The sequence below is a fragment of the Streptomyces sp. NPDC004732 genome (assembly GCF_040609235.1).
Lineage (GTDB): Bacteria > Actinomycetota > Actinomycetes > Streptomycetales > Streptomycetaceae > Streptomyces.
The window spans coordinates 1-17,963 of record NZ_JBEXJR010000006.1 but is presented as its reverse complement, the minus strand read 5'-3'; the positions used below and the strand labels follow the sequence as shown (position 1 = coordinate 17,963).

General features: G+C 72.4%; 16 protein-coding genes and 1 rRNA gene. 5 read left to right on the top strand and 12 right to left on the bottom strand.

Annotation, left to right across the window (positions count from 1 at the left end; translation table 11 throughout):
* Positions 1–82: 82 nt before the first annotated feature.
* The 3 genes from ABZV77_RS18730 to recN all read right to left on the bottom strand — a co-directional run bounded on the left by ABZV77_RS18730 (position 83) and on the right by recN (position 3,763).
* Entirely contained in the window at positions 83–1,150 is a 1,068-nt protein-coding gene (locus ABZV77_RS18730; protein WP_356257721.1) for a hypothetical protein, read from the bottom strand.
* A 70-nt stretch (positions 1,151–1,220) separates the two neighbouring features.
* Positions 1,221–1,982 (bottom strand): hypothetical protein, encoded by a 762-nt coding sequence (locus tag ABZV77_RS18725; protein ID WP_356257718.1) that lies wholly within the window; start codon positions 1,980–1,982, stop codon positions 1,221–1,223.
* 53 nt (positions 1,983–2,035) lie between these two features.
* The gene (gene recN / locus ABZV77_RS18720) at positions 2,036–3,763 is read right to left on the bottom strand and encodes a DNA repair protein RecN (protein ID WP_356258964.1); all 1,728 of its coding nucleotides are present in this window, start codon (positions 3,761–3,763) and stop codon (positions 2,036–2,038) included.
* Positions 3,764–3,983: 220 nt separating this feature from the next.
* On the opposite strand from recN, the gene ABZV77_RS18715 reads away from it, so the two are divergent.
* Positions 3,984–5,339 (top strand): ABC transporter permease, encoded by a 1,356-nt coding sequence (locus ABZV77_RS18715; protein WP_356257716.1) that lies wholly within the window; start codon positions 3,984–3,986, stop codon positions 5,337–5,339.
* Positions 5,340–5,583: 244 nt separating this feature from the next.
* Here ABZV77_RS18715 and ABZV77_RS18710 read toward each other — a convergent pair whose 3' ends face one another.
* From ABZV77_RS18710 to ABZV77_RS18700, 3 genes are read right to left on the bottom strand one after another with little or no spacing between them, the layout of a single operon-like run.
* The gene (locus tag ABZV77_RS18710; protein WP_356257714.1) at positions 5,584–6,489 is read right to left on the bottom strand and encodes an NAD kinase; all 906 of its coding nucleotides are present in this window, start codon (positions 6,487–6,489) and stop codon (positions 5,584–5,586) included.
* 11 nt (positions 6,490–6,500) lie between these two features.
* Positions 6,501–7,316, bottom strand: coding sequence for a TlyA family RNA methyltransferase (locus ABZV77_RS18705; protein WP_356257711.1), 816 nt, complete (start codon positions 7,314–7,316; stop codon positions 6,501–6,503).
* Between the two features lie 7 nt (positions 7,317–7,323).
* Entirely contained in the window at positions 7,324–7,638 is a 315-nt protein-coding gene (locus tag ABZV77_RS18700) for a hypothetical protein (RefSeq protein ID WP_356257708.1), read from the bottom strand.
* 42 nt (positions 7,639–7,680) lie between these two features.
* On the opposite strand from ABZV77_RS18700, the gene ABZV77_RS18695 reads away from it, so the two are divergent.
* Positions 7,681–8,028, top strand: coding sequence for an SCP2 sterol-binding domain-containing protein (locus tag ABZV77_RS18695; protein WP_356257706.1), 348 nt, complete (start codon positions 7,681–7,683; stop codon positions 8,026–8,028).
* Here ABZV77_RS18695 and ABZV77_RS18690 read toward each other — a convergent pair.
* Genes ABZV77_RS18690 through ABZV77_RS18680 form a run of 3 tightly spaced genes read right to left on the bottom strand, consistent with a single transcriptional unit; the run spans position 8,012 to position 10,940 of the window.
* Complete coding sequence (locus ABZV77_RS18690; protein ID WP_356257703.1) at positions 8,012–8,875, bottom strand: ABC transporter ATP-binding protein; 864 nt, start codon at positions 8,873–8,875, stop codon at positions 8,012–8,014. The genes ABZV77_RS18695 and ABZV77_RS18690 overlap by 17 nt on opposite strands.
* Entirely contained in the window at positions 8,872–9,900 is a 1,029-nt protein-coding gene (locus ABZV77_RS18685; protein WP_356257700.1) for an iron chelate uptake ABC transporter family permease subunit, read from the bottom strand. Before ABZV77_RS18685 ends, ABZV77_RS18690 begins: the two co-directional genes overlap by 4 nt.
* A complete protein-coding gene (locus tag ABZV77_RS18680) occupies positions 9,897–10,940 on the bottom strand; it encodes an iron chelate uptake ABC transporter family permease subunit (protein WP_356257697.1) in 1,044 nt (347 codons plus the stop codon). The genes ABZV77_RS18685 and ABZV77_RS18680 overlap by 4 nt, the downstream gene beginning before the upstream one ends.
* A gap of 53 nt (positions 10,941–10,993) precedes the next feature.
* On the opposite strand from ABZV77_RS18680, the gene ABZV77_RS18675 reads away from it, so the two are divergent.
* Both ABZV77_RS18675 and ABZV77_RS18670 read left to right on the top strand, forming a co-directional pair.
* A complete protein-coding gene (locus tag ABZV77_RS18675; RefSeq protein WP_356257694.1) occupies positions 10,994–12,040 on the top strand; it encodes an ABC transporter substrate-binding protein in 1,047 nt (348 codons plus the stop codon).
* Positions 12,037–12,867: a siderophore-interacting protein gene (locus ABZV77_RS18670; RefSeq protein WP_356257691.1), complete on the top strand. Its 831-nt coding sequence runs from the start codon at positions 12,037–12,039 to the stop codon at positions 12,865–12,867. Before ABZV77_RS18675 ends, ABZV77_RS18670 begins: the two co-directional genes overlap by 4 nt.
* 58 nt (positions 12,868–12,925) lie before the next feature.
* On the opposite strand, the gene ABZV77_RS18665 is transcribed toward ABZV77_RS18670, so the two are convergent.
* The gene (locus ABZV77_RS18665; RefSeq protein ID WP_356257688.1) at positions 12,926–13,978 is read right to left on the bottom strand and encodes an HAD hydrolase-like protein; all 1,053 of its coding nucleotides are present in this window, start codon (positions 13,976–13,978) and stop codon (positions 12,926–12,928) included.
* A 72-nt stretch (positions 13,979–14,050) separates the two neighbouring features.
* Between ABZV77_RS18665 and ABZV77_RS18660 the strand changes: the two genes are divergently transcribed.
* The gene (locus tag ABZV77_RS18660; protein ID WP_356257686.1) at positions 14,051–15,340 is read left to right on the top strand and encodes a DUF1015 domain-containing protein; all 1,290 of its coding nucleotides are present in this window, start codon (positions 14,051–14,053) and stop codon (positions 15,338–15,340) included.
* Between the two features lie 72 nt (positions 15,341–15,412).
* Here the strand turns inward: ABZV77_RS18660 and ABZV77_RS18655 are convergent, their stop codons facing one another.
* Positions 15,413–16,189, bottom strand: a complete 777-nt coding sequence (locus ABZV77_RS18655) for a hypothetical protein (protein ID WP_356258961.1) — start codon at positions 16,187–16,189, stop codon at positions 15,413–15,415.
* A gap of 1,457 nt (positions 16,190–17,646) precedes the next feature.
* A 5S ribosomal RNA gene (gene rrf, locus ABZV77_RS18650) occupies positions 17,647–17,763 on the bottom strand.
* Positions 17,764–17,963: the final 200 nt, after the last annotated feature.

The following is a 17,963-nucleotide window of genomic DNA, read 5'->3' as shown; positions in this document are numbered from 1 at the left end:
CGTGGACGGGATCACCCACACGGGGGAGAGATGTGGGAGTTTCGGTACGTACGGGGCCCAAGGTGCTTGCGGCGCCTCGCCCCTAGAACGGCCGCGTGAACGGAGCGTCCTGCACTCGGTCGTACACCGCGCGCAGCCAGGGTTCACGGACGGCGGGCAGCCTGGCCAGCGTACGGAGGAAGATCCGCCGGTCGGGTGCGAACAGCCGCATCGGGCGCAGCGGCAGCGGATCGTCGCGGTAGACCCCGTCGGGCAGCCCGCCCGTCGCCGGAACCGGCAACTGCTCACGGGGGAAGGCCACATGCAGCCATACGTCGGCTTCGAGCGGCACGACCGCGGCCGTGGTGTCCGACGGCTGCCACACCTCGCCGGTCCTCGGGTGCCGCGGCACCAGGGCGATGTCGGTGTCCCCGGCCACCGACGGCAGACCGGGACCGGCCACCACCACCCGCCGCGCCGCGGGCCCCGCCGGGAGCAGCGCGTCGAACGCACGGCCGAACGTAGCCGTGAGGATCCCGTCGGGCAGAGCCACCGGCGCGCCCGCCGAGGCCGCCAGCAGATGGGCCAGCGCCGCGCCGACCGCCGCCTCCCACCGCGCGTCCCACGCCCCGCACGGCTCGACCGGTGGCGCCCCCTGGTGTTCCCGCGCGAGCGCCTCCCAATCGGCCGCCGGGTGCCCGGAGGCAGGGCCGTCCTCGGGGACGCGCCGGACGGCGTCCGGGACGAGCCACACCGTCTGCCAGAACGAACAGTCGTCGATGCGGGTCGCCACCGGGCTCGCGCACCGCGCACAGGCGAGGTTCGGGCCGTCCCGACCGTCGAGCCCGATGCAGTAGCCGTCGCACCGCTCGGGGATCAGGACGGTGCCGCGGGTGTCGCCCGGCGCGACGACGACCGCGCCCGGCGGCCCGAAGGACAGCCCGTGCACGGGCGCGAACACGCCACGCTCCGCCGCCTCGTCGGCCCCGACCTCGCCCCAGGGCCGCCAGGGCAGCCAGAACGGCTCCGGTTCGACGGCGTACGTGCCGGGCTCCATGAGTGCGGGGAGCAGGTCGTGTCCGTACGTCTGATGGGCCCGTACGGGCAACGCGACCCGCTCGACGGGCCCGGTGAGCACGGCATCGCACCGCGCGCACGCGAACACGACCACGCACTCTTCCCCTAGCCCCGGACCGGCCCTGCCCCCCGCCGAACCGTCCGACACTAACCCCGCGCGACGATCACGATCCACCCCTTTTGTCCCCGTACACCGCCACGGCCACCAGCGCCGCCGCGTGTGCGGCAAGCCCCGCGCGGCCGTTGCCCGCGACGACGGCCGTGCCGAGGGCCGCGCCCAGGGCGTGCGCGCCCGCGTCACCGAGCATCGCGCGCTCGCCGAAGTCGTCGGGGAGGACGGCGGCCGCGGCCCCCATCGACGCGGCGGCGACCACCCCGCCGGGCCCCTTGCGCAGCAGCCCCGGCGCGCCCAGCGCGAGCACGGCCGCACCGGCCCGCCCCGGACGCACGTCCACGAGGTTCACGACGTGGGCGGTGCCCGCGATCACCACACCCGCGAGGACCTTGTCCACGGGCCGTTCCTCGAGCAGGGCACCGGCGGCGAGCCCCGCGGCGGAGATCCCGAACAGCTTCACGGCGCCGCTGGTGACCTCTCCGCTCCGCAACGCCCCGATGTGCGCACGGAACCCACGGCGCGGGTCTCCCGCCCCCACCATGTCGTCGTACGCCCCGCAGGCACCGGCGGCGAGCACGGCCAGCGCGGCGGCCGCCCGCGGCCTGGCGGGCAGCGCCGCGACACCCGCCGCCGCACCGACCGCAGCAGCGGGCCCTGCGTACAGGTCGACGCTCTTCCCCGCGTAGTTCTTCCGCGTCCACCGGTCGGCCCCACCGGGCGCGAGGGAACGCAGCGCGGCGGTGCCCGCGCAGGTGACACCGGCGGCGGCGAGCAGCGCGCCGAGCCGCCGCCCGGACTTACGTTCGATCATCCGGTCACCTTACGACCGCGGCCCCGGCACCGGCACCGGCACGACCCCGGGAGCTACCCGTCGCCCCGCGCCGTCGCCAACAGCTCCTCCGCATGGGCCCGGGCCGTCTCGGAGTCCTCCTGGCCCGCCAGCATGCGCGACAGCTCCCGCACCCTGTCCTCGCCCTCCAGGACCTGCACCCCGGAGCGCGTCACCATGCCGTCGTTGGTCTTCTCGACGAGCAGCTGACGGTCGGCAAAGGCAGCGACCTGCGGAAGGTGCGTCACGACCACGACCTGTGCCGACTTGGCGAGCCGTGCGAGGCGTCGGCCGATCTCGACCGCCGCCTTGCCGCCGACCCCCGCGTCGACCTCGTCGAAGAGATACGTCGGTACGGGGTCCGTGCCCGCGAAGACCACCTCGACGGCGAGCATCACGCGCGACAGCTCACCGCCCGACGCACCCTTGGCGATGGGCCGGGGCGGTGCGCCCGGGTGCGGGGCGAGCAGCAGCTCCACCTCGTCGACGCCCGCGGGCCCGTACGCGACGGTGCGGCCACCGACCTCCACGCCGTCGGACCCCTCCGGGACCTCCGTGGCGCTGATGGCGATCGACACGCGCGCGTGGGGCATCGCCAGCGAGGCCAGCTCTTCGGTGACGGCCGCGGCGAACCGCGAGGCCGCCTCCTGGCGCGCGTCGGTCAGCGCCTGGGCGAGCCCGGCGAGTTCGGCGCGCAGGGCGTCCCGCTCGGCGGTCAGCTCCTCAAGACGGTCGTCGTCGCCCTCAAGATCCGTCAGCCGCGCCGCGCCCTCCTCCGCCCAGGCGAGTACGGCGTCGATGTCCGCGCCGTACTTCCGGGTGAGCTGCGTCAGCGCGGCCCTGCGCTCCTCGACCGCGGCGAGCCGCAGCGGATCGGCGTCCAGGTCGTCGGCGTACCCGGCGAGCTCGCCCGCCACGTCGCCAAGGAGGATCCCGATCTCGCCGAGGCGGTCGGCGAGGGCGGACAGGGCGGGGTCGTGGGAACGTACGGACTCAAGGGCCCGTGAGGCGCCCGCGACCAGCGTCGAGGCGTCGACGACCTCCGGGTCCTCGGGGTTGCCCGCGAGCGCCGAATGCGCGGAGGTGGCGGCGGAGGCGAGGGCCTCCGCGTGACCGAGCCGCTCGGCCTCGGCCGCGAGTTCGGTGTCCTCGCCCGCCCGCGGTTCGACCCCCGAGATCTCTTCGAGGCCGAAGCGCAGCAGATCCGCTTCCTGGGCACGCTCCCGCGCGCGCGTGGTGATCTCCTCGACCTCGGTCGTGACGGCCCGCAGTCTGCGGTACGCGGCCGTGTACTTGGCCAGCGGCGCGGCGACGGCGTCGCCCGCGTACCGGTCGAGGGCGCCGCGCTGCCGGGCCGGTTTGAGCAGGCCCTGCTGGTCGGTCTGGCCGTGCACCGCGACGAGGTCGTCGGCGAGCTCCGACAGCAGGCCGACGGGCACGGAGCGGCCGCCGAGGTGTGCCCGTGAGCGCCCCTCCGCCGAGACCGTACGGCTGATGAGCAGCGCCCCGTCGTCGAGTTCGGCCCCCGCCTCCTCCGCACGCACGACGGCCGAGGCACCGGGGGGCACGGCAATGCGCCCCTCCACCACCGCCGACTTCGCGCCGATCCGCACCAGGGCGGGATCGGCGCGTCCGCCGAGCAGCAGGCCCAGGCTCGTGACCACCATCGTCTTGCCCGCACCGGTCTCACCCGTCACGGCGGTGAAGCCCGGTGACAGCTCGACGACCGCGTCGTCGATGACTCCGAGCGACCGTATCCGCATCTCCTCCAACACGGACAAGACCTTACGAGGTCAGCGGGCCGGTGTGCGACGGGCCCTGGGACCCTTCCGTGAAGGCGCAGGTCGAAGCGGCGCACCCGATGCCGCTGTCACCCGCCGGGGTGGGGCCCCGGGGCAGGCCACGGAGGTGGGGCTATCCCCCGCAAGATCCACCGGTTCTCCACATGGTCCCGGCCCCGCACCCGGCGAGACCATGATCCACATGACAACAGGACTGGCCCGGGCGGCCCTGCGCGCGCACCGCCCGGCATTCGTGGGGACGGCGGTGGCCGCGCTCTTCGCGGCGACCGTGGTGAGTGCGTCGACGATGATGCTCGGCACGACGAGCGCCGACCGTGCCGGGCTCTCCCCCGCGGCCCGCAGACAGATCACGGAGAACGGCGTGGGCGACATGGCGGTCGTCCTGCTGATCGGATCCATCTACATGTCGATATTCGTCGTCGTGTCGACCATGGGCACGGCGGTCGCGCAGCAGCACCGCGAACTGGCGATGGTGCGTTCCATCGGCGCCAAGCCCCGTCAGATCCGCCGCGCGGTGGCGGTCCAGGCCCTCGCCGCCTCGATCCCCGCGGCGCTCGTCGGCTTCGTGCTCGGCGGCTTCGGCGCCCGCTGGTGGCACGCGGGCATGGTCGACCACGGCCTGCTCCCCGCCGAGGCCGCCTTCCGTTTCAGCTGGCTCGCACTGCCGGTCTGCCTCGGCGTGGCCGTGGTGACGACGACGGTCGCCGCGCTGCTCTCCGCACTGCGGTTCTCCCTGCTCCGCCCGGCCCGCGCCCTCAGCGAGGCCGCCACGGGCCGCCGCGGGCTCGGCCTGCTGCGGGCGCCGCTCGGCGTGCTCGCGGTGGCGGGGGCCTGCGTCGTCTCGGTGCTTCTGTCGAAGCAGCCCGCGGACGAGGCGGGCGAGGGCGCGTTCCTCGTCCTCATCCTCTTCTGCGCGGGCGCGGGCCTGCTCGGTCCGCGCCTCGTCGGCCCCGCGGCCCGGCTGGTCTCCGCGGTCGTCGGCCGGTTCGGCCCCAGCGCACGCCTGGCGATGCTCAACGTCCGCTCGCAGCCCCGCCGTTTCTCCGCCGCGGTCGTCCCGCTGGTCCTGGTCGTGGGCTTCGGCCTCACCAAGATCGGCATGCACACGACGGCCGAGCACCGCACCGGTTCGGCGGGCAGCACGGGCGAGGTCTGGCTCGACTACGTGGGCACGGGACTGTACGCGGGCTTCGCCGCCATCGCCGCCGCGAACACGCTCGCCATGATCTCCTTCGAACGCCGCCGTGACGTGGCACTGCTCCGGGTCGTCGGCAGCCGACGGGCGCAGGTGGGGGCGATGGCGGCGTGGGAGGCCGTGGTGGTCGCCGGAACAGCGCTCCTCCTGGGCACCGCGATCGCCCTCGGCACGCTGGCCCCCATCCTCAGCACAGCCTTCGGCTCCGCACTCCCGTACCTCCCGTGGCCGGTCCCGACAGCAGTAGCAACAGCCACCCTGCTCCTGACCCTCCTGGCAACGGGCATCCCGGTACGCGCAGCAATGCGACGACGAGCGATCTCCGTACTGAGCACCACGTAAAAACCGCACGAGATCCCCCACCAGGGGCGCGAGGAACTGCGCGCCAAGCCACTCACAACCCGCACAGGAAGCCCGGCGGCCACCCCCTCAGGGGCGCGAGGAACTGCGCGACCAGCCACACACAACCCGCACCGGAAGTGCAGTGGCAACCCCCTCAGGGGCGCGGGGAACTGCGCAACCAGCCCCCACCAACCCGCACCGGAACCCCGCACCGGAACCCCGCACCGCCAACCCCAGCGGAGCGCTACTGCGGAGCCCCCCGCCACCCCGAAACCGGCAACGCAAATTTAGCGACAAGTCGATCCGTGAACGACGCATGATGCAGCCGCGCGAGCCGCACCGGCACCTCTCCCCTGCGCACCTCGACCCGCGCCCCCGAGGGCAGCTCCATCGTCCGGCGCCCGTCGCACCACAGCACCCCGTGCGGAGTGTGCGGCTGGACCTCGACGGCGAGCACCGAGTCCGGCGAGGTCACCAGGGGCTTCGCGAAGAGGGCGTGTGCGCTGATCGGGACCATGAGCAGCGCCTCGACCTCCGGCCACACCACGGGCCCGCCCGCCGAGAACGCGTACGCCGTCGAACCGGTCGGAGTCGCGCAGACGATGCCGTCGCAGCCGAAGCCGGTGACGGGCCGCCCGTCGATCTCCAGGACGACCTCGAGCATCCGCTCGGGCGACACCTTCTGCACGGCGGCCTCGTTCAGCGCCCAGTCGCGGTGCATGACGTCGCCGTTGCGGTGCACGACGACGTCGATCGTCATGCGCTCCTCGACCTCGTACGCCTTGGTGACCACCCGGTCGACCACCTTGTCGAGGTCGTCCCGCTCGGCCTCCGCGAGGAAGCCCACGCGCCCGAGGTTCACCCCGAGCATCGGCACTCCGGAGGCCCGCGCGAACTCGGCGCCCCGCAGCAGCGTTCCGTCACCGCCGAGGACGACGATCAGCTCGCAGTCGTCGATGCAGTCGGCCGTGGCCTCCTTGACCGTCTCGACCTCGGCGGGCAGCGGCAGGTCCACCGCCTCCGCCTCCAGGACCCGCACGCCGAGACCGCTGCGCAGCAGCCCCTGGACGACGAGTTCGGCGCTGCGGATGGCCGCGGGCCGTCCGGTGTGCGCGAGCAGGAAGACGGTACGAGCTCGGGTCTGGGTCACTCGGGTCTGGGTCAACGGGGCCCCTCCGCCACGGCACGGTCAACGTCCGCCGGGTCCAGTTCGGGAGCCCCGGCGCGCAGCCACAGAAAGTACTCGACATTCCCTGAAGGCCCTGGCAGCGGGCTCGCGGTCACCCCGCGCACGCCGAGGCCCAGCCCCCACGCCTGACGTGCCACGCCGCGCACGGCGTCCGCCCGCAGTTCGGTGCTGCGCACCACGCCGCCGGTGCCGAGCCGCTCCTTGCCGACTTCGAACTGCGGCTTGACCATGAGGACGAGGTCCGCGTCGGGTGCCGCGCACCGCACCAGGGCGGGCAGCACCAGGCCCAGCGGGATGAAGGAGAGGTCGCCGACGACCACGTCGACGGGGATCCCGTCGATCGCTTCGAGCGTCAACTCACGTACGTTCGTACGGTCCTTCACAGTGACCCGGTCGTCGCTCTGCAGCGACCAGGCGAGCTGGCCGTAGCCGACGTCGACGGCGACGACGTGCGCGGTGCCCGCGCGCAGCAGCACGTCGGTGAAGCCGCCGGTGGACGCGCCCGCGTCCAGCGCGCGGCGGCCCTCGACGACCAGGCCCTGCGGCACGAAGGCGGCGAGGGCGCCCGCGAGCTTGTGCCCGCCGCGCGAGACGTAGTCGGGGTCGCTGTCGTCCTGCGTCACCACGATCGCGGCGGCCGTCTCGACCTGCGTCGCGGCCTTGGTCGCGACGGTCTTGCCGACCGCGACCCGGCCTGCGGCGATCAGCTGGCTCGCGTGCTCGCGCGAGCGCGCGAGCTTCCTGCGGACGAGCTCGGCGTCGAGGCGGCGTCGTGCCACTCCTGCCACGTTCGGTTCAGCTCCTGTCGTACGAAGATGGGGATGCCGGTGCCGCGGTGGGCGCCGGCGGGCCGGGGCGCGCGTCGAGCGCGGTCAGTGCGTCGCGCAGGCCCCGGTGTACATCCTCGTACACCTCGATGTGGCCGTCCGTGGCGAGGTGGTCCGCGTCGCCGATCCGGGCGAGACAGGCATCCACCTCGGCGTTGCCTGTAGGGGTGCGCTCGACGCCGAGGGGCGCGGGGGCGGCGGGGTCGTACGACGGCTCGTCCTGGACCTGACGCTCCGGCTCCGCCGCCTCCCCCTCTCCGGGGCCCGCGTGAGAGTCGTTCATGGCACGACGCTACCGCGAAGGCCTGGGGTACGGTCGATCACGATGGCGACCATGGCGGAGTGCCGCACAGCACTCGACAAACTCTCCGACAACCTCGCGTCGGCCGACGGCGACGTGCGCGGTGCCGCTGCCCTGAACCGCTCGCTGAGCTGCCGCATCACCGATCTCGACGTCACCTTCACCGGCCGCCTCGAGAACGGCCGGATCACGGTGCTCGACAGCCACCCGGGGCCGCCGCGCGAGAAGGCGGAGATCCGCCTCGCGATGACCGGGGACGACCTGCTCTCGATGGTGGACGGCGAGCTCAACTTCGCGAAGGCCTGGGCCTCGGGCCGGGTGAAGCTGGAGGCGGGCTTCCGGGACCTGCTGCGGCTCAGGTCGCTGCTTTGACCGGTGCCCTGCGACCCGCACGGGCGGCAGGTATCACCAGCGGGGTCCCCGTCTCGGGGTCCTCGATGATCTGGCAGTCGATGCCGAACGCCTCCTTCACCAGCTCCGCCGTGACGATCTCGGACGGCGGGCCCTCGGCGAGGACGGCGCCGTCGCGCAGCGCGATGAGGTGCGTGGCGTAGCGGGCGGCGTGGTTCAGGTCGTGCAGGACGGCGACGAGCGTGCGGCCCTGCTCCTCGTGGAGCTCGGCGCACAGGTCCAGGACGTCGAGCTGGTGCTGGATGTCGAGGAAGGTCGTCGGCTCGTCGAGGAGCAGCAGCGGCGTCTGCTGGGCGAGCGCCATGGCGATCCAGACGCGCTGGCGCTGGCCGCCGGAGAGCTCGTCGACGAACCGCTCGGCGAGCTCGCGCACGCCGGTCGCGGCCATGGACTCGTCCACGATCCGCTCGTCGTCCTGTGACCACTGCCGCAGCAGCCCCTGGTGGGGGTAGCGGCCGCGGGCGACCAGGTCGCCGACGGTGATGCCGTCGGGCGCGATGGAGGACTGCGGGAGCAGGCCGAGCGTCTTTGCGACCTTCTTCGCCGACATCGACTGGATGACGTTCCCGTCGAGCAGCACCCGGCCGGTGGACGGCTTGAGCATCCGGGACAGGGCGCGCAGCAGCGTGGACTTGCCGCAGGCGTTGGGGCCCACGATCACGGTGAAGGAGTTGTCGGGGATCTCGACGGACAGCTTCTCCGCGATGACGCGCTGGTCATAGCCGAGGGTGACGTCGTCGGCGATGAGCCGGTTCACAGCAGCACGCTCCTGGTCGTGGGGTGGTACGGGTTCGCGGCGGGGCTTCATATCCGTCCCGCCTTGCGCTGGGTGACGAGCAGCCACAGCAGATAGACGCCGCCGAGCACGCCGGTGACGACGCCGACGGGCAGCTGGTCGGCGCCGAAGGCCCGCTGCGAGGCCCAGTCCGCGACGATCAGCAGCGTGGCGCCCATGAACATGGCGGGCATCAGGTTGGGTCCTGGCGAGCGGGTGAGGCGGCGCGCCAGCTGCGGCGCGGTGAGCGCGACGAAGCTGACCGGGCCCGCGGCGGCGGTGGCGGCCGCGGTGAGCAGCACGGAGGCGCCGAGGAGCACGAACCGGGTGCGTTCGACGCGTACGCCGAGCGAGTTCGCGACGTCGTCGCCCATCTCCAGCATCCGCAGCGGACGCCCGTACACGAGCACGAGCGGTACGAGGACGGCGCAGAGCACGAGCAGCGGCCAGACCTGTGCCCAGTCGCGGCCGTTGAGGGAGCCGGTCATCCAGACCACGGAACGGGCGGCGTCGACGAAGTCCGCCTTGGTCAGCAGATAGCCGTTGATGGCGGTGATGAACGCGGAGACGCCGATGCCGACCAGGATGAGGCGGTAGCCGTGCACGCCGCGCTTCCAGGCGAGCAGATAGATGGCGAGGCCGGTGACGAGGCCGCCGACGAGCGCGCCGCCCGCGACCTCGACCGCGCTGCCCTTGAACAGGACGATCATGGTGAGCGCCCCGGCGGTCGCCCCCTGCCCGAGGCCGAGCACGTCCGGGCTGCCCAGCGGATTGCGTGCGATGGACTGGAACAGCGCGCCGCCGAGCCCGAGGGCCGCGCCCACCAGGAGCCCGACGAGGACCCGCGGCAGGCGCAGGTCGTTGATGATGAACTCCTGCCCGGCGTCGCCGTTGCCGAACAGGGTGCGGACGACGTCGGCGGCCGGGATGTCGAAGTCGCCGGTGCCGATCAGGACGACGCCCGAGACGAGGGCGGCGACCACGAGCAGGGTGACGACCACCGTCGTGCGGACGTCGAGCCGGACGGAGAGGCCGCCCCGGGTGCGTATCGCCTTCACAGCTGGGCCACCTTGCGCCGACGTACGAGGAAGATGAAGACCGGCGCTCCGATGACCGCGGTCACGATGCCGACCTGGAGCTCCGCGGGCCGGGCCACGATCCGCCCGACGACGTCCGCGCCGAGCAGCAGGACCGGCGAGAGGACGGCCGCGTACGGCAGGATCCAGCGCATGTCGGGCCCGGTGAAGGAGCGCACGATGTGCGGCACCATCAGGCCGATGAACACGATCGGCCCGCAGGCGGCGGTCGCGGCCCCGCACAGCAGGGTCGCCGCCGCCATGGACAGGATGCGGGTGCGCGTGAGGTGGGCGCCGAGCGCGCGGGCGGTGTCCTCGCCCATGGCCATCGCGTTCAGGGGCCTGCCCAGGAAGAGGGCGAGCACGGCGCCGATCGCGAGGAAGGGCAGCACCTGCTTGATGGTGTCCATGTTGGCGGAGGCCAGCGAGCCCACCGTCCAGAAGCGCATCTTGTTGAGCGCGGCACCGTCCATGATCATGACGGCCTGCAGATAGCCGTAGAGCGCCGCACTGAGCGCGGTACCGGCCAGCGCGAGCCGCACCGGGGTCGCCCCGCGCGATCCGCCGAGGAAGTAGAGCAGCACGCCGACGAGGAGCGCGCCGGTGAAGGCGAACCACACGTAGCCGCTCAGTGAGGTGACGCCGAAGAAGCTGATCGCGCTGACCACGGCGGCCGATGCGCCGAGGTTGATGCCGAGCAGCCCGGGGTCGGCCAGCGGGTTGCGGGTGAGCGCCTGGAGCACGGCGCCGGAGAGGCCGAGCGCGACACCGGCGAGCGCCCCGAGCAGGCTGCGAGCGAGCCGCTCACCGACCACGACGTCCCCGTACGTCCCGGTGTCCTGGAACAGCCCGTGCCAGACCTGGTCCATGGACATCGATTTGGAGCCGACCGCGATGCTCGCGAGGAACACGAGCAGCAGCACGGCCACGGAGACGAGCAGCCCGACGCTGCGTATCGCACGGCGGCCGGGGGGCGCGGCGGCGGTCTCCGCGCGGGGTTCTGGGGGACTGTCGACCAACACCTGGTTAGGTTAGCCTACCCTCGCACTGGACTTCGACGAGAGAAGCACCACCCATGCACGCAGCCCGGCGCTCCCCCTCGCCTGCCCCGAACCGCCGCCGCGTACTCCTCGCGGGCGGCGCCCTCGGCCTCGGCGCCCTGCTCACCGCGTGCGGGGACGGCGACTCCTCCGCGACCGGCAGGAACGGCTCGGGAGGCGGGGGCGCCGGGTCCTGGAAGTTCAAGGACGACCGCGGCAAGACCGCCACGGCCGAGGAGCACCCTAAGAACATCGTCGCCTTCATCAGCACGGCGGCCGCCCTGCACGACTACGGCATCGAGTGCAAGGGCGTCTTCGGCCCCTCCGAGCCCGTCGGCGGCAAGCCGAACCCCCAGGCAGGCGACCTCGACCTCGCCGAGCTCACCAGCCTCGGCACCGAGTGGGGCCAGTTCAACATCGAGAAGTACGCGGCCCTCGAACCCGACCTGCTGATCAGCAACATGTTCCCGGCGCCCGCCCTCTGGTACGTGCCCGAGGAGAGCACCGAGAAGATCGCCTCGCTTGCCCCCACCGTCGGCATCAGCGTCGCCCGCGCCTCCCTGAAGGAGCCGCTGAAGCGCTACACCGAACTGGCCGCCTCCCTCGGCGCGGACCTGGAGACCGAACGGGTGCGCGCCGCCAAGGCCCGCTTCCACCGGGCCGAACGGATGCTGCGCAAGGCCGCGGCGGCCAACCGGGGCCTCAAGGTCATGGCGATGACGGGCACCACCGACCAGATGTACGTCGCCGTCCCCGACTCCTACTGCGACCTCAACTACTTCAAGGACCTCGGCATCGAGTTCGTCGAGGGCAAGAAGAGCGACGAGTGGGGCTTCTGGGAGTTCCTCGGCTGGGAGAACGCCGACAAGTACCACGCCGACCTCATCATGATCGACAACCGTTCGTCCGCGCTGCCCGCCAAGGAGCTCGCGCAGAAGGGCACCTGGAACAAACTCCCGGCCGTCAAGGCCGACCAGACCATCCCCTGGCCGATGGAGGAGCGCTACAGCTACGCCGGTTACGCACCCGTCCTGGAGCGGCTCGCCGCCGCCGTCGAGAAGTCGAAGAGGCTCAAGCGATGACAGACTCCCCGTACCAGTTCTTCGACGTCGAGGTCGTACGCACCGAGCACGTCACCCCCGCCATGATCCGCGTGACCTTCGGCGGCGCCGACCTGCCCCGCATGGCGACCGCGGGACTCGACCAGCGCGTCAAGATCTTTCTGCCGCACCCCGGCCAGGACAGCCCCGTCATGCCGGACACCTCCGGGGACACCCTCGACTGGTACGCCGCGTGGTGCGGCCTCGACCCCTCCGTACGCGGCATCATGCGCACGTACACGACCCGTGAACTGCGCCGCGACCCGGACGAGCTGATCATCGACTTCGCCGTCCACGGCCCCGCCCCGTCGCCCTCCGACGGCCCGGCGACCAGCTGGGCGCGGACCGCACGGCCGGGCTCCCGCATCGGCGTCCTCGGCCCGGTCGACGAGGAGAACTCCGCGTACGACTTCCGCCTCCCCGACGACACCGACTGGCTGCTCCTGGCCGCCGACGAGTCGGCGCTGCCCGCCGTCGCGAACATCCTCGAGACGCTCCCACCGGGCCTGCCGACCCGCGTCTGGATCGAGGTCCACGACCTCGCCGACCGCCAGGACCTGCCCACCAAGGCCGACGCGGAGATCCACTGGCTGACCCGGACGGGCACCACCGCGGACGCGATCCGCGGCACGGACCTCCCCGAAGGCAGCCCCTACGCGTGGATCGCAGGCGAGTCCGCGACCGTCAAGGCCGTCCGACGCCACCTCGTCCGCGACCGCGCATACGACCGCAAGAAGGTGTCGTTCTCGGGCTACTGGCGCAGGGGAACGACGACGGACCAGCTGATCGACTCCGGCGAAAGCGCCTGAGCGGCACCCCGGCCCAAACGCCCCCCTCTCCCCCTCCGGCCCCTCTCCCCCTCCGGCCTCACAACCCCAGCCGGGACAGCGCCTTCCCCGCGTCCGACGCGCACACCCCGTCGCCCGCCTCCGTCCAGGCCGCCGCGCACAGCGCCCGCAGCCCGTCCATGGCCTCGCCGTCACCGTCGAGCACAAGCTCCTCGCCGCGCACCGAAGCGGTCCAGCCTCCGCAGCGGAACCCGCCCTCCACCGGGGCGACCTCCGGCTGACCGGTGAGCATGCCGCGCAGATCCGCGTCCACGTACGTCGGCCGGTGCTCGGGAGGCGCGGCGAGCAGCTGCGCGCCGTCCGTCACGCCGGTCAGCACGAGCAGCGAGTCCACCTCTCCGTTGAACGCACCCTCGATGTCCGTGTCCAGCCGGTCGCCGACCACGAGCGGCCGCTCCGCGCCGGTCCGCAGGATCGTCTCCCGGTGCATCGGGGGCAGCGGCTTGCCCGCGACCTGGGGCTCGGCGCCCGTCGCGATCCGGACGACCTCGACCGCGGCGCCGTTGCCGGGCGCGATGCCCCGGGCGCTGGGGATCGTCAGGTCCGTGTTCGACGCGAACCACGGCACCCCGCGCGCGATGGCGAAACAGGCCTCCGCGAAGCGCCCCCACGCCATGTCCGGGCCCCCGTACCCCTGCACCACAGCAGCCGGATCGTCGTCGGCCGACTCCACCGGCTCAAGACCCCGCTCCCTCAGCGCGACCCGCAGCCCCTCACCGCCGATCACCAGCACCCGCGCGCCCTGCGGCACGTGCTCGCTCACCAGCCGGGCCGCGGCCTGCGCCGACGTGATCACGTCCGGCCCTTCGGTCGCGATCCCCAGCTCCGTCAGATGCTCCGCCACCGCGTCCGGCGTCCGCAGCGCGTTGTTCGTGACGTACGCCAAGTGCATACCGCCGTCCCGCGCGGTGCCCAGCGAGTCGATTGCGTGCGCAATGGCGTGCCCGCCCGCAAAGACCACCCCGTCGAGGTCGAGAAGAGCTGTGTCGTAGACCTCACTCAGCGCCCGTTCGCTGCCGTCCGGGCAGGTCCTGACACGGGCATCTGTACTCCGGCTCGCGGCCTGGCTCATTACGCATCGCTCCTCGCTCGATCCCACTCCCCCGATCATCGCTTATGCCACTGACACACATACGATGCCCTAATGAACACAGCGGGTGACAACGACGTCAGCGGCCTCGACCTGATCCCGTTCCGGGGTGTGCGCTATGTCCCCGAACGGGTCGGAAGTCTCGCCGCGGTGACCTCACCGCCGTACGACGTGGTCGTACGGCCGGACGGCCTGCTCCACCTGGAATCCGCCGACCCGCACAACATCGTCCGGCTGATCCTCCCCCAGGCCACCACCCCGGCGGCCCGCAACCAACAGGCCGCCGACACGCTCCACACCTGGCTCGGCGAGGGCGTCCTCGCCCCCGACGCCGAGCCCAGCCTGTACGTCTACGAACAGCAGGACAGCGACATGCTGCAGCGCGGCGTCATCGGCGCGCTCCGCCTCTCGGAGGCCGCGGACGGAATCGTCCTCCCCCATGAAGGCGTCATGCCCCATGTCGTCGAGGACCGCGCCGCCCTCATGCAGGCCACCTCCGCCAACCTGGAGCCGCTGCTCCTGACCTACCGCAGCGACTCCGACGGCGAGCACGAGCCCAGCGGCGCGACGGCCGTGGTCGAACGCATCGCCCGGCGCGAGCCCCTCCTCTCGACGACCACGGAGGACGGCTTCCACCACCGCCTGTGGTCCGTGACGGACCCCGCGGAGATCGCCGAGATCCAGTCGGACCTCGCCCGCCACCAGGCCCTGATCGCGGACGGCCACCACCGCTGGGCGACCAACCTGCGCCTGCGCGCCGAGCACCCCTCACCGAGCGCCTGGGACTACGGCCTGGTGCTCCTCGTGGACACCCTCCGCTACCCGCTGCGCGTCCGCGCCATCCACCGCTACCTGCACCGGCTGCCGGTGGCGGACGCCCTCGCCGCCCTCGGGAACTCCTTCCGCATACGGACCGTCGACGGCTCCCTCGACCACGCCCTCGAGGCCCTGGCCGAGGCAGCGGCGAGCACGAACGCCTTCGTCCTCGCGGGCGACGGCGCCTTCCACCTCGTCGACCGCCCGTCCCAGGCCCTCCTCGCCCGCACGGTCCCGAACGACCACCCCGAGGCCTGGCGCACCCTGGACGCGACGGTCCTGCACTCCACCCTGCTCGACCACGTGTGGCAGATCCCGGACACCCCGGACCACATCGCGTACATCCACGACACGGCGGCGACGGTCGAGAAGGCGGAGCGCGACGGCGGCACGGCGGTCCTGATGCATCCGGTACGGGAAGAGGTCGTCCGCGACCTCGCGGTGCAGGGCGTCACGATGCCCCGGAAGTCCACGTCGTTCGGCCCGAAGCCTGCGACGGGCCTGGTCCTGCGGGACCTGACCTTCTGAGGCCTGACCTTCTGAGGCCTACGCAAAAAGGGCGGGTCCCCCGAGGGGGCCCGCCCTTTTTCTTTTCGCGTGTCAGTCCTTGTCGAGGCTGTCGGCGTCGTCGTCCTCGACGTCGTCGTCCTCGGCGGCGGGGGCGATCGGCTCCGCGGAGCCTTCGCCCTCTCCCTCGTCGTCCATGGCGTCGACGAACTCGACGCCTTCCAGCTCGGCAAGCCGGTCCGACGCGTCGGTGGTGCCGTCCTTGTCGGACTCGACGGCCTTGGCGAACCACTCGCGTGCCTCGTCCTCGCGTCCCGCGACGAGCAGCGCGTCGGCGTACGCGTACCGCAGTCGGGCCGTCCAGGGCTGCACGGAGTTCGACGCCAGCTCGGGGCTCTGCAGGGTGACGATGGCGGCGTCGATCTGGTCCAGATCGCGGCGGGCCCCGGCGGCGACGAGCCGCATCTCGACCTGCCCCGCCTTGTCGAGCTTGTGCACCTCGGGCGCACCGGCCATCTCCAGCGCCTTCTCGGGCCTGCCGAGCCCGCGCTCGCAGTCCGCCATGACGGGCCACAGCTCGACGGTGCCGGTCATCCGCCGCGCGGCCCGGAACTCGGCGAGCGCCTCGCTGTACTTCTGGTTCGCGTACGCGGCGAAGCCCGCGGCCTCGCGCACGGCGGCGACCCTGGAGGCCAGCCGCAGGGCGATCCGCGAGTAGGCGTAGGCCTGCTCGGGGTCCTCGTCGATGAGCTTCGCGACCATCACCAGGTTCCTGGCGACGTCCTCAGCGAGCCCCTTGGGAAGGCTCTGCAGCTCCTGCTGTACGTCCTTGTCGATCTCGTAGCCCGTGACGTCCTCGGGGATCGGCAGCCGCCGGATGGGCTCGCGGTCACGGTCCCGGTCGTCACGCCCGCCGCGGTACCCACCGCGGTCCCCGTCACGCCGGTCGTCACGCCGGTCGTCGCGCCCACGGAACCCGCCGCCGCCACCGGGCCGCCCGCCACGGTCGTCACGCCCTCGGTCATCGCGCCCGCGGTAGCCGCCACCGCCGCCACGGTTGTCATCACGCCGGAACCCACCACGGTCGCCGCGGTCGTCACGCCGGTCATCCCGACGGTCGAACGAGCGGTCGTCGCGGCGGAAGCCGCCGCGGTCGTCGCGTCGGTCGTCGCGCCGGTCATCACGGCGGTCGTCGCGACGGAACGGAGGCCGGTCGCCACCGCCACGGTTGTCGTCACGGCGGAAGCCGGGCCGGTCACCGCCACCACGGTTGTCGTCACGCCGGAACCCGCCGCCGCCACGGTTGTCGTCGCGGCGGAAGCCACCGCCACCGCGGTTGTCATCACGACGAGGCCCGCTCGGCCGGTCGTCGCGCCCACGGTAGCCACCGCCACCGCCGCCGCCACGGTTGTCATCACGCCGGAAGCCACCACGGTCGCCCCGGTCACCGTCACGACGGTCATCGCGGCGATCGTCACGACGGAACGGAAGCCGGTCACCGGCACCGCCACGGTTGTCGTCGCGGCGGAAGCCGCCGCGGTCGTCGCGCCGGTCATCACGGCGGTCGTCACGGCGGTCGTCGCGACGGAACGGAGGCCGGTCGCCACCGCCACGGTTGTCATCACGACGGAAACCGGGCCGGTCACCGCCACCACGGTTGTCATCGCGGCGGAAGCCACCGCCACCGCGGTTGTCATCACGACGAGGCCCGCTCGGCCGGTCGTCGCGCCCACGGTAGCCACCGCCACCGCCGCCGCCACGGTTGTCATCACGCCGGAAGCCACCACGGTCGCCCCGGTCACCGTCACGACGGTCATCCCGGCGATCGTCACGACGGAACGCAGGCCGGTCGCCACCACCGCGGTTGTCATCGCGCCGGAAGCCACCGCCACCGCGATTGTCATCACGACGAGGGCCACTCGGCCGATCGTCACGACGGAACGGGGGCCGACCGCCGCGGTCCCGGTCGCCGCCGCGGTTGTCGTCACGGCGGTCATCGCGACCCCGGTAGCCACCGCCACGGTTGTCGTCGCGTCGGTTGTCATCACGACGGTCGTCACGGCGGAACCCACCGCGGTCACCGCGGTCGCCGCCGCGGTCGTTGTCCCGTCGGGGAGCCGCTCCGCGGTATCCGCCCCGGTCACCACTGTCCCGGCGGCGCTCGTCGCGCTCCGGTCGCTCGTCGGGAGAGTTGGGGGACATCGGTGACTCCTAGTCTTCGGTACCGCAGTCATTCTCGCGCAGCCGGGGTGCCGGCGCGCTTCGACAAAAACAAAAGGACCCCTGGTCCCAGCGTGGACGCTGGGACCAGGGGTCCTCCAAAGATTGTTCGGCGGCGACCTACTCTCCCACAGGGTCCCCCCTGCAGTACCATCGGCGCTGTGAGGCTTAGCTTCCGGGTTCGGAATGTAACCGGGCGTTTCCCTCGCGCTATGACCACCGAAACCCTATGAAATATCCCGCGGATACGCAGGATCTCAAACAGGGCAGCGAACAAGCACACTTTTCAATTAATTAGTGACGCTGTTCAGCCGACACAACTGTTCGTTGTTTCAGAACCAACACAGTGGACGCGAGCAACTGAGGACAAGCCCTCGGCCTATTAGTACCAGTCACCTCCACCCGTTACCGGGCTTCCAGATCT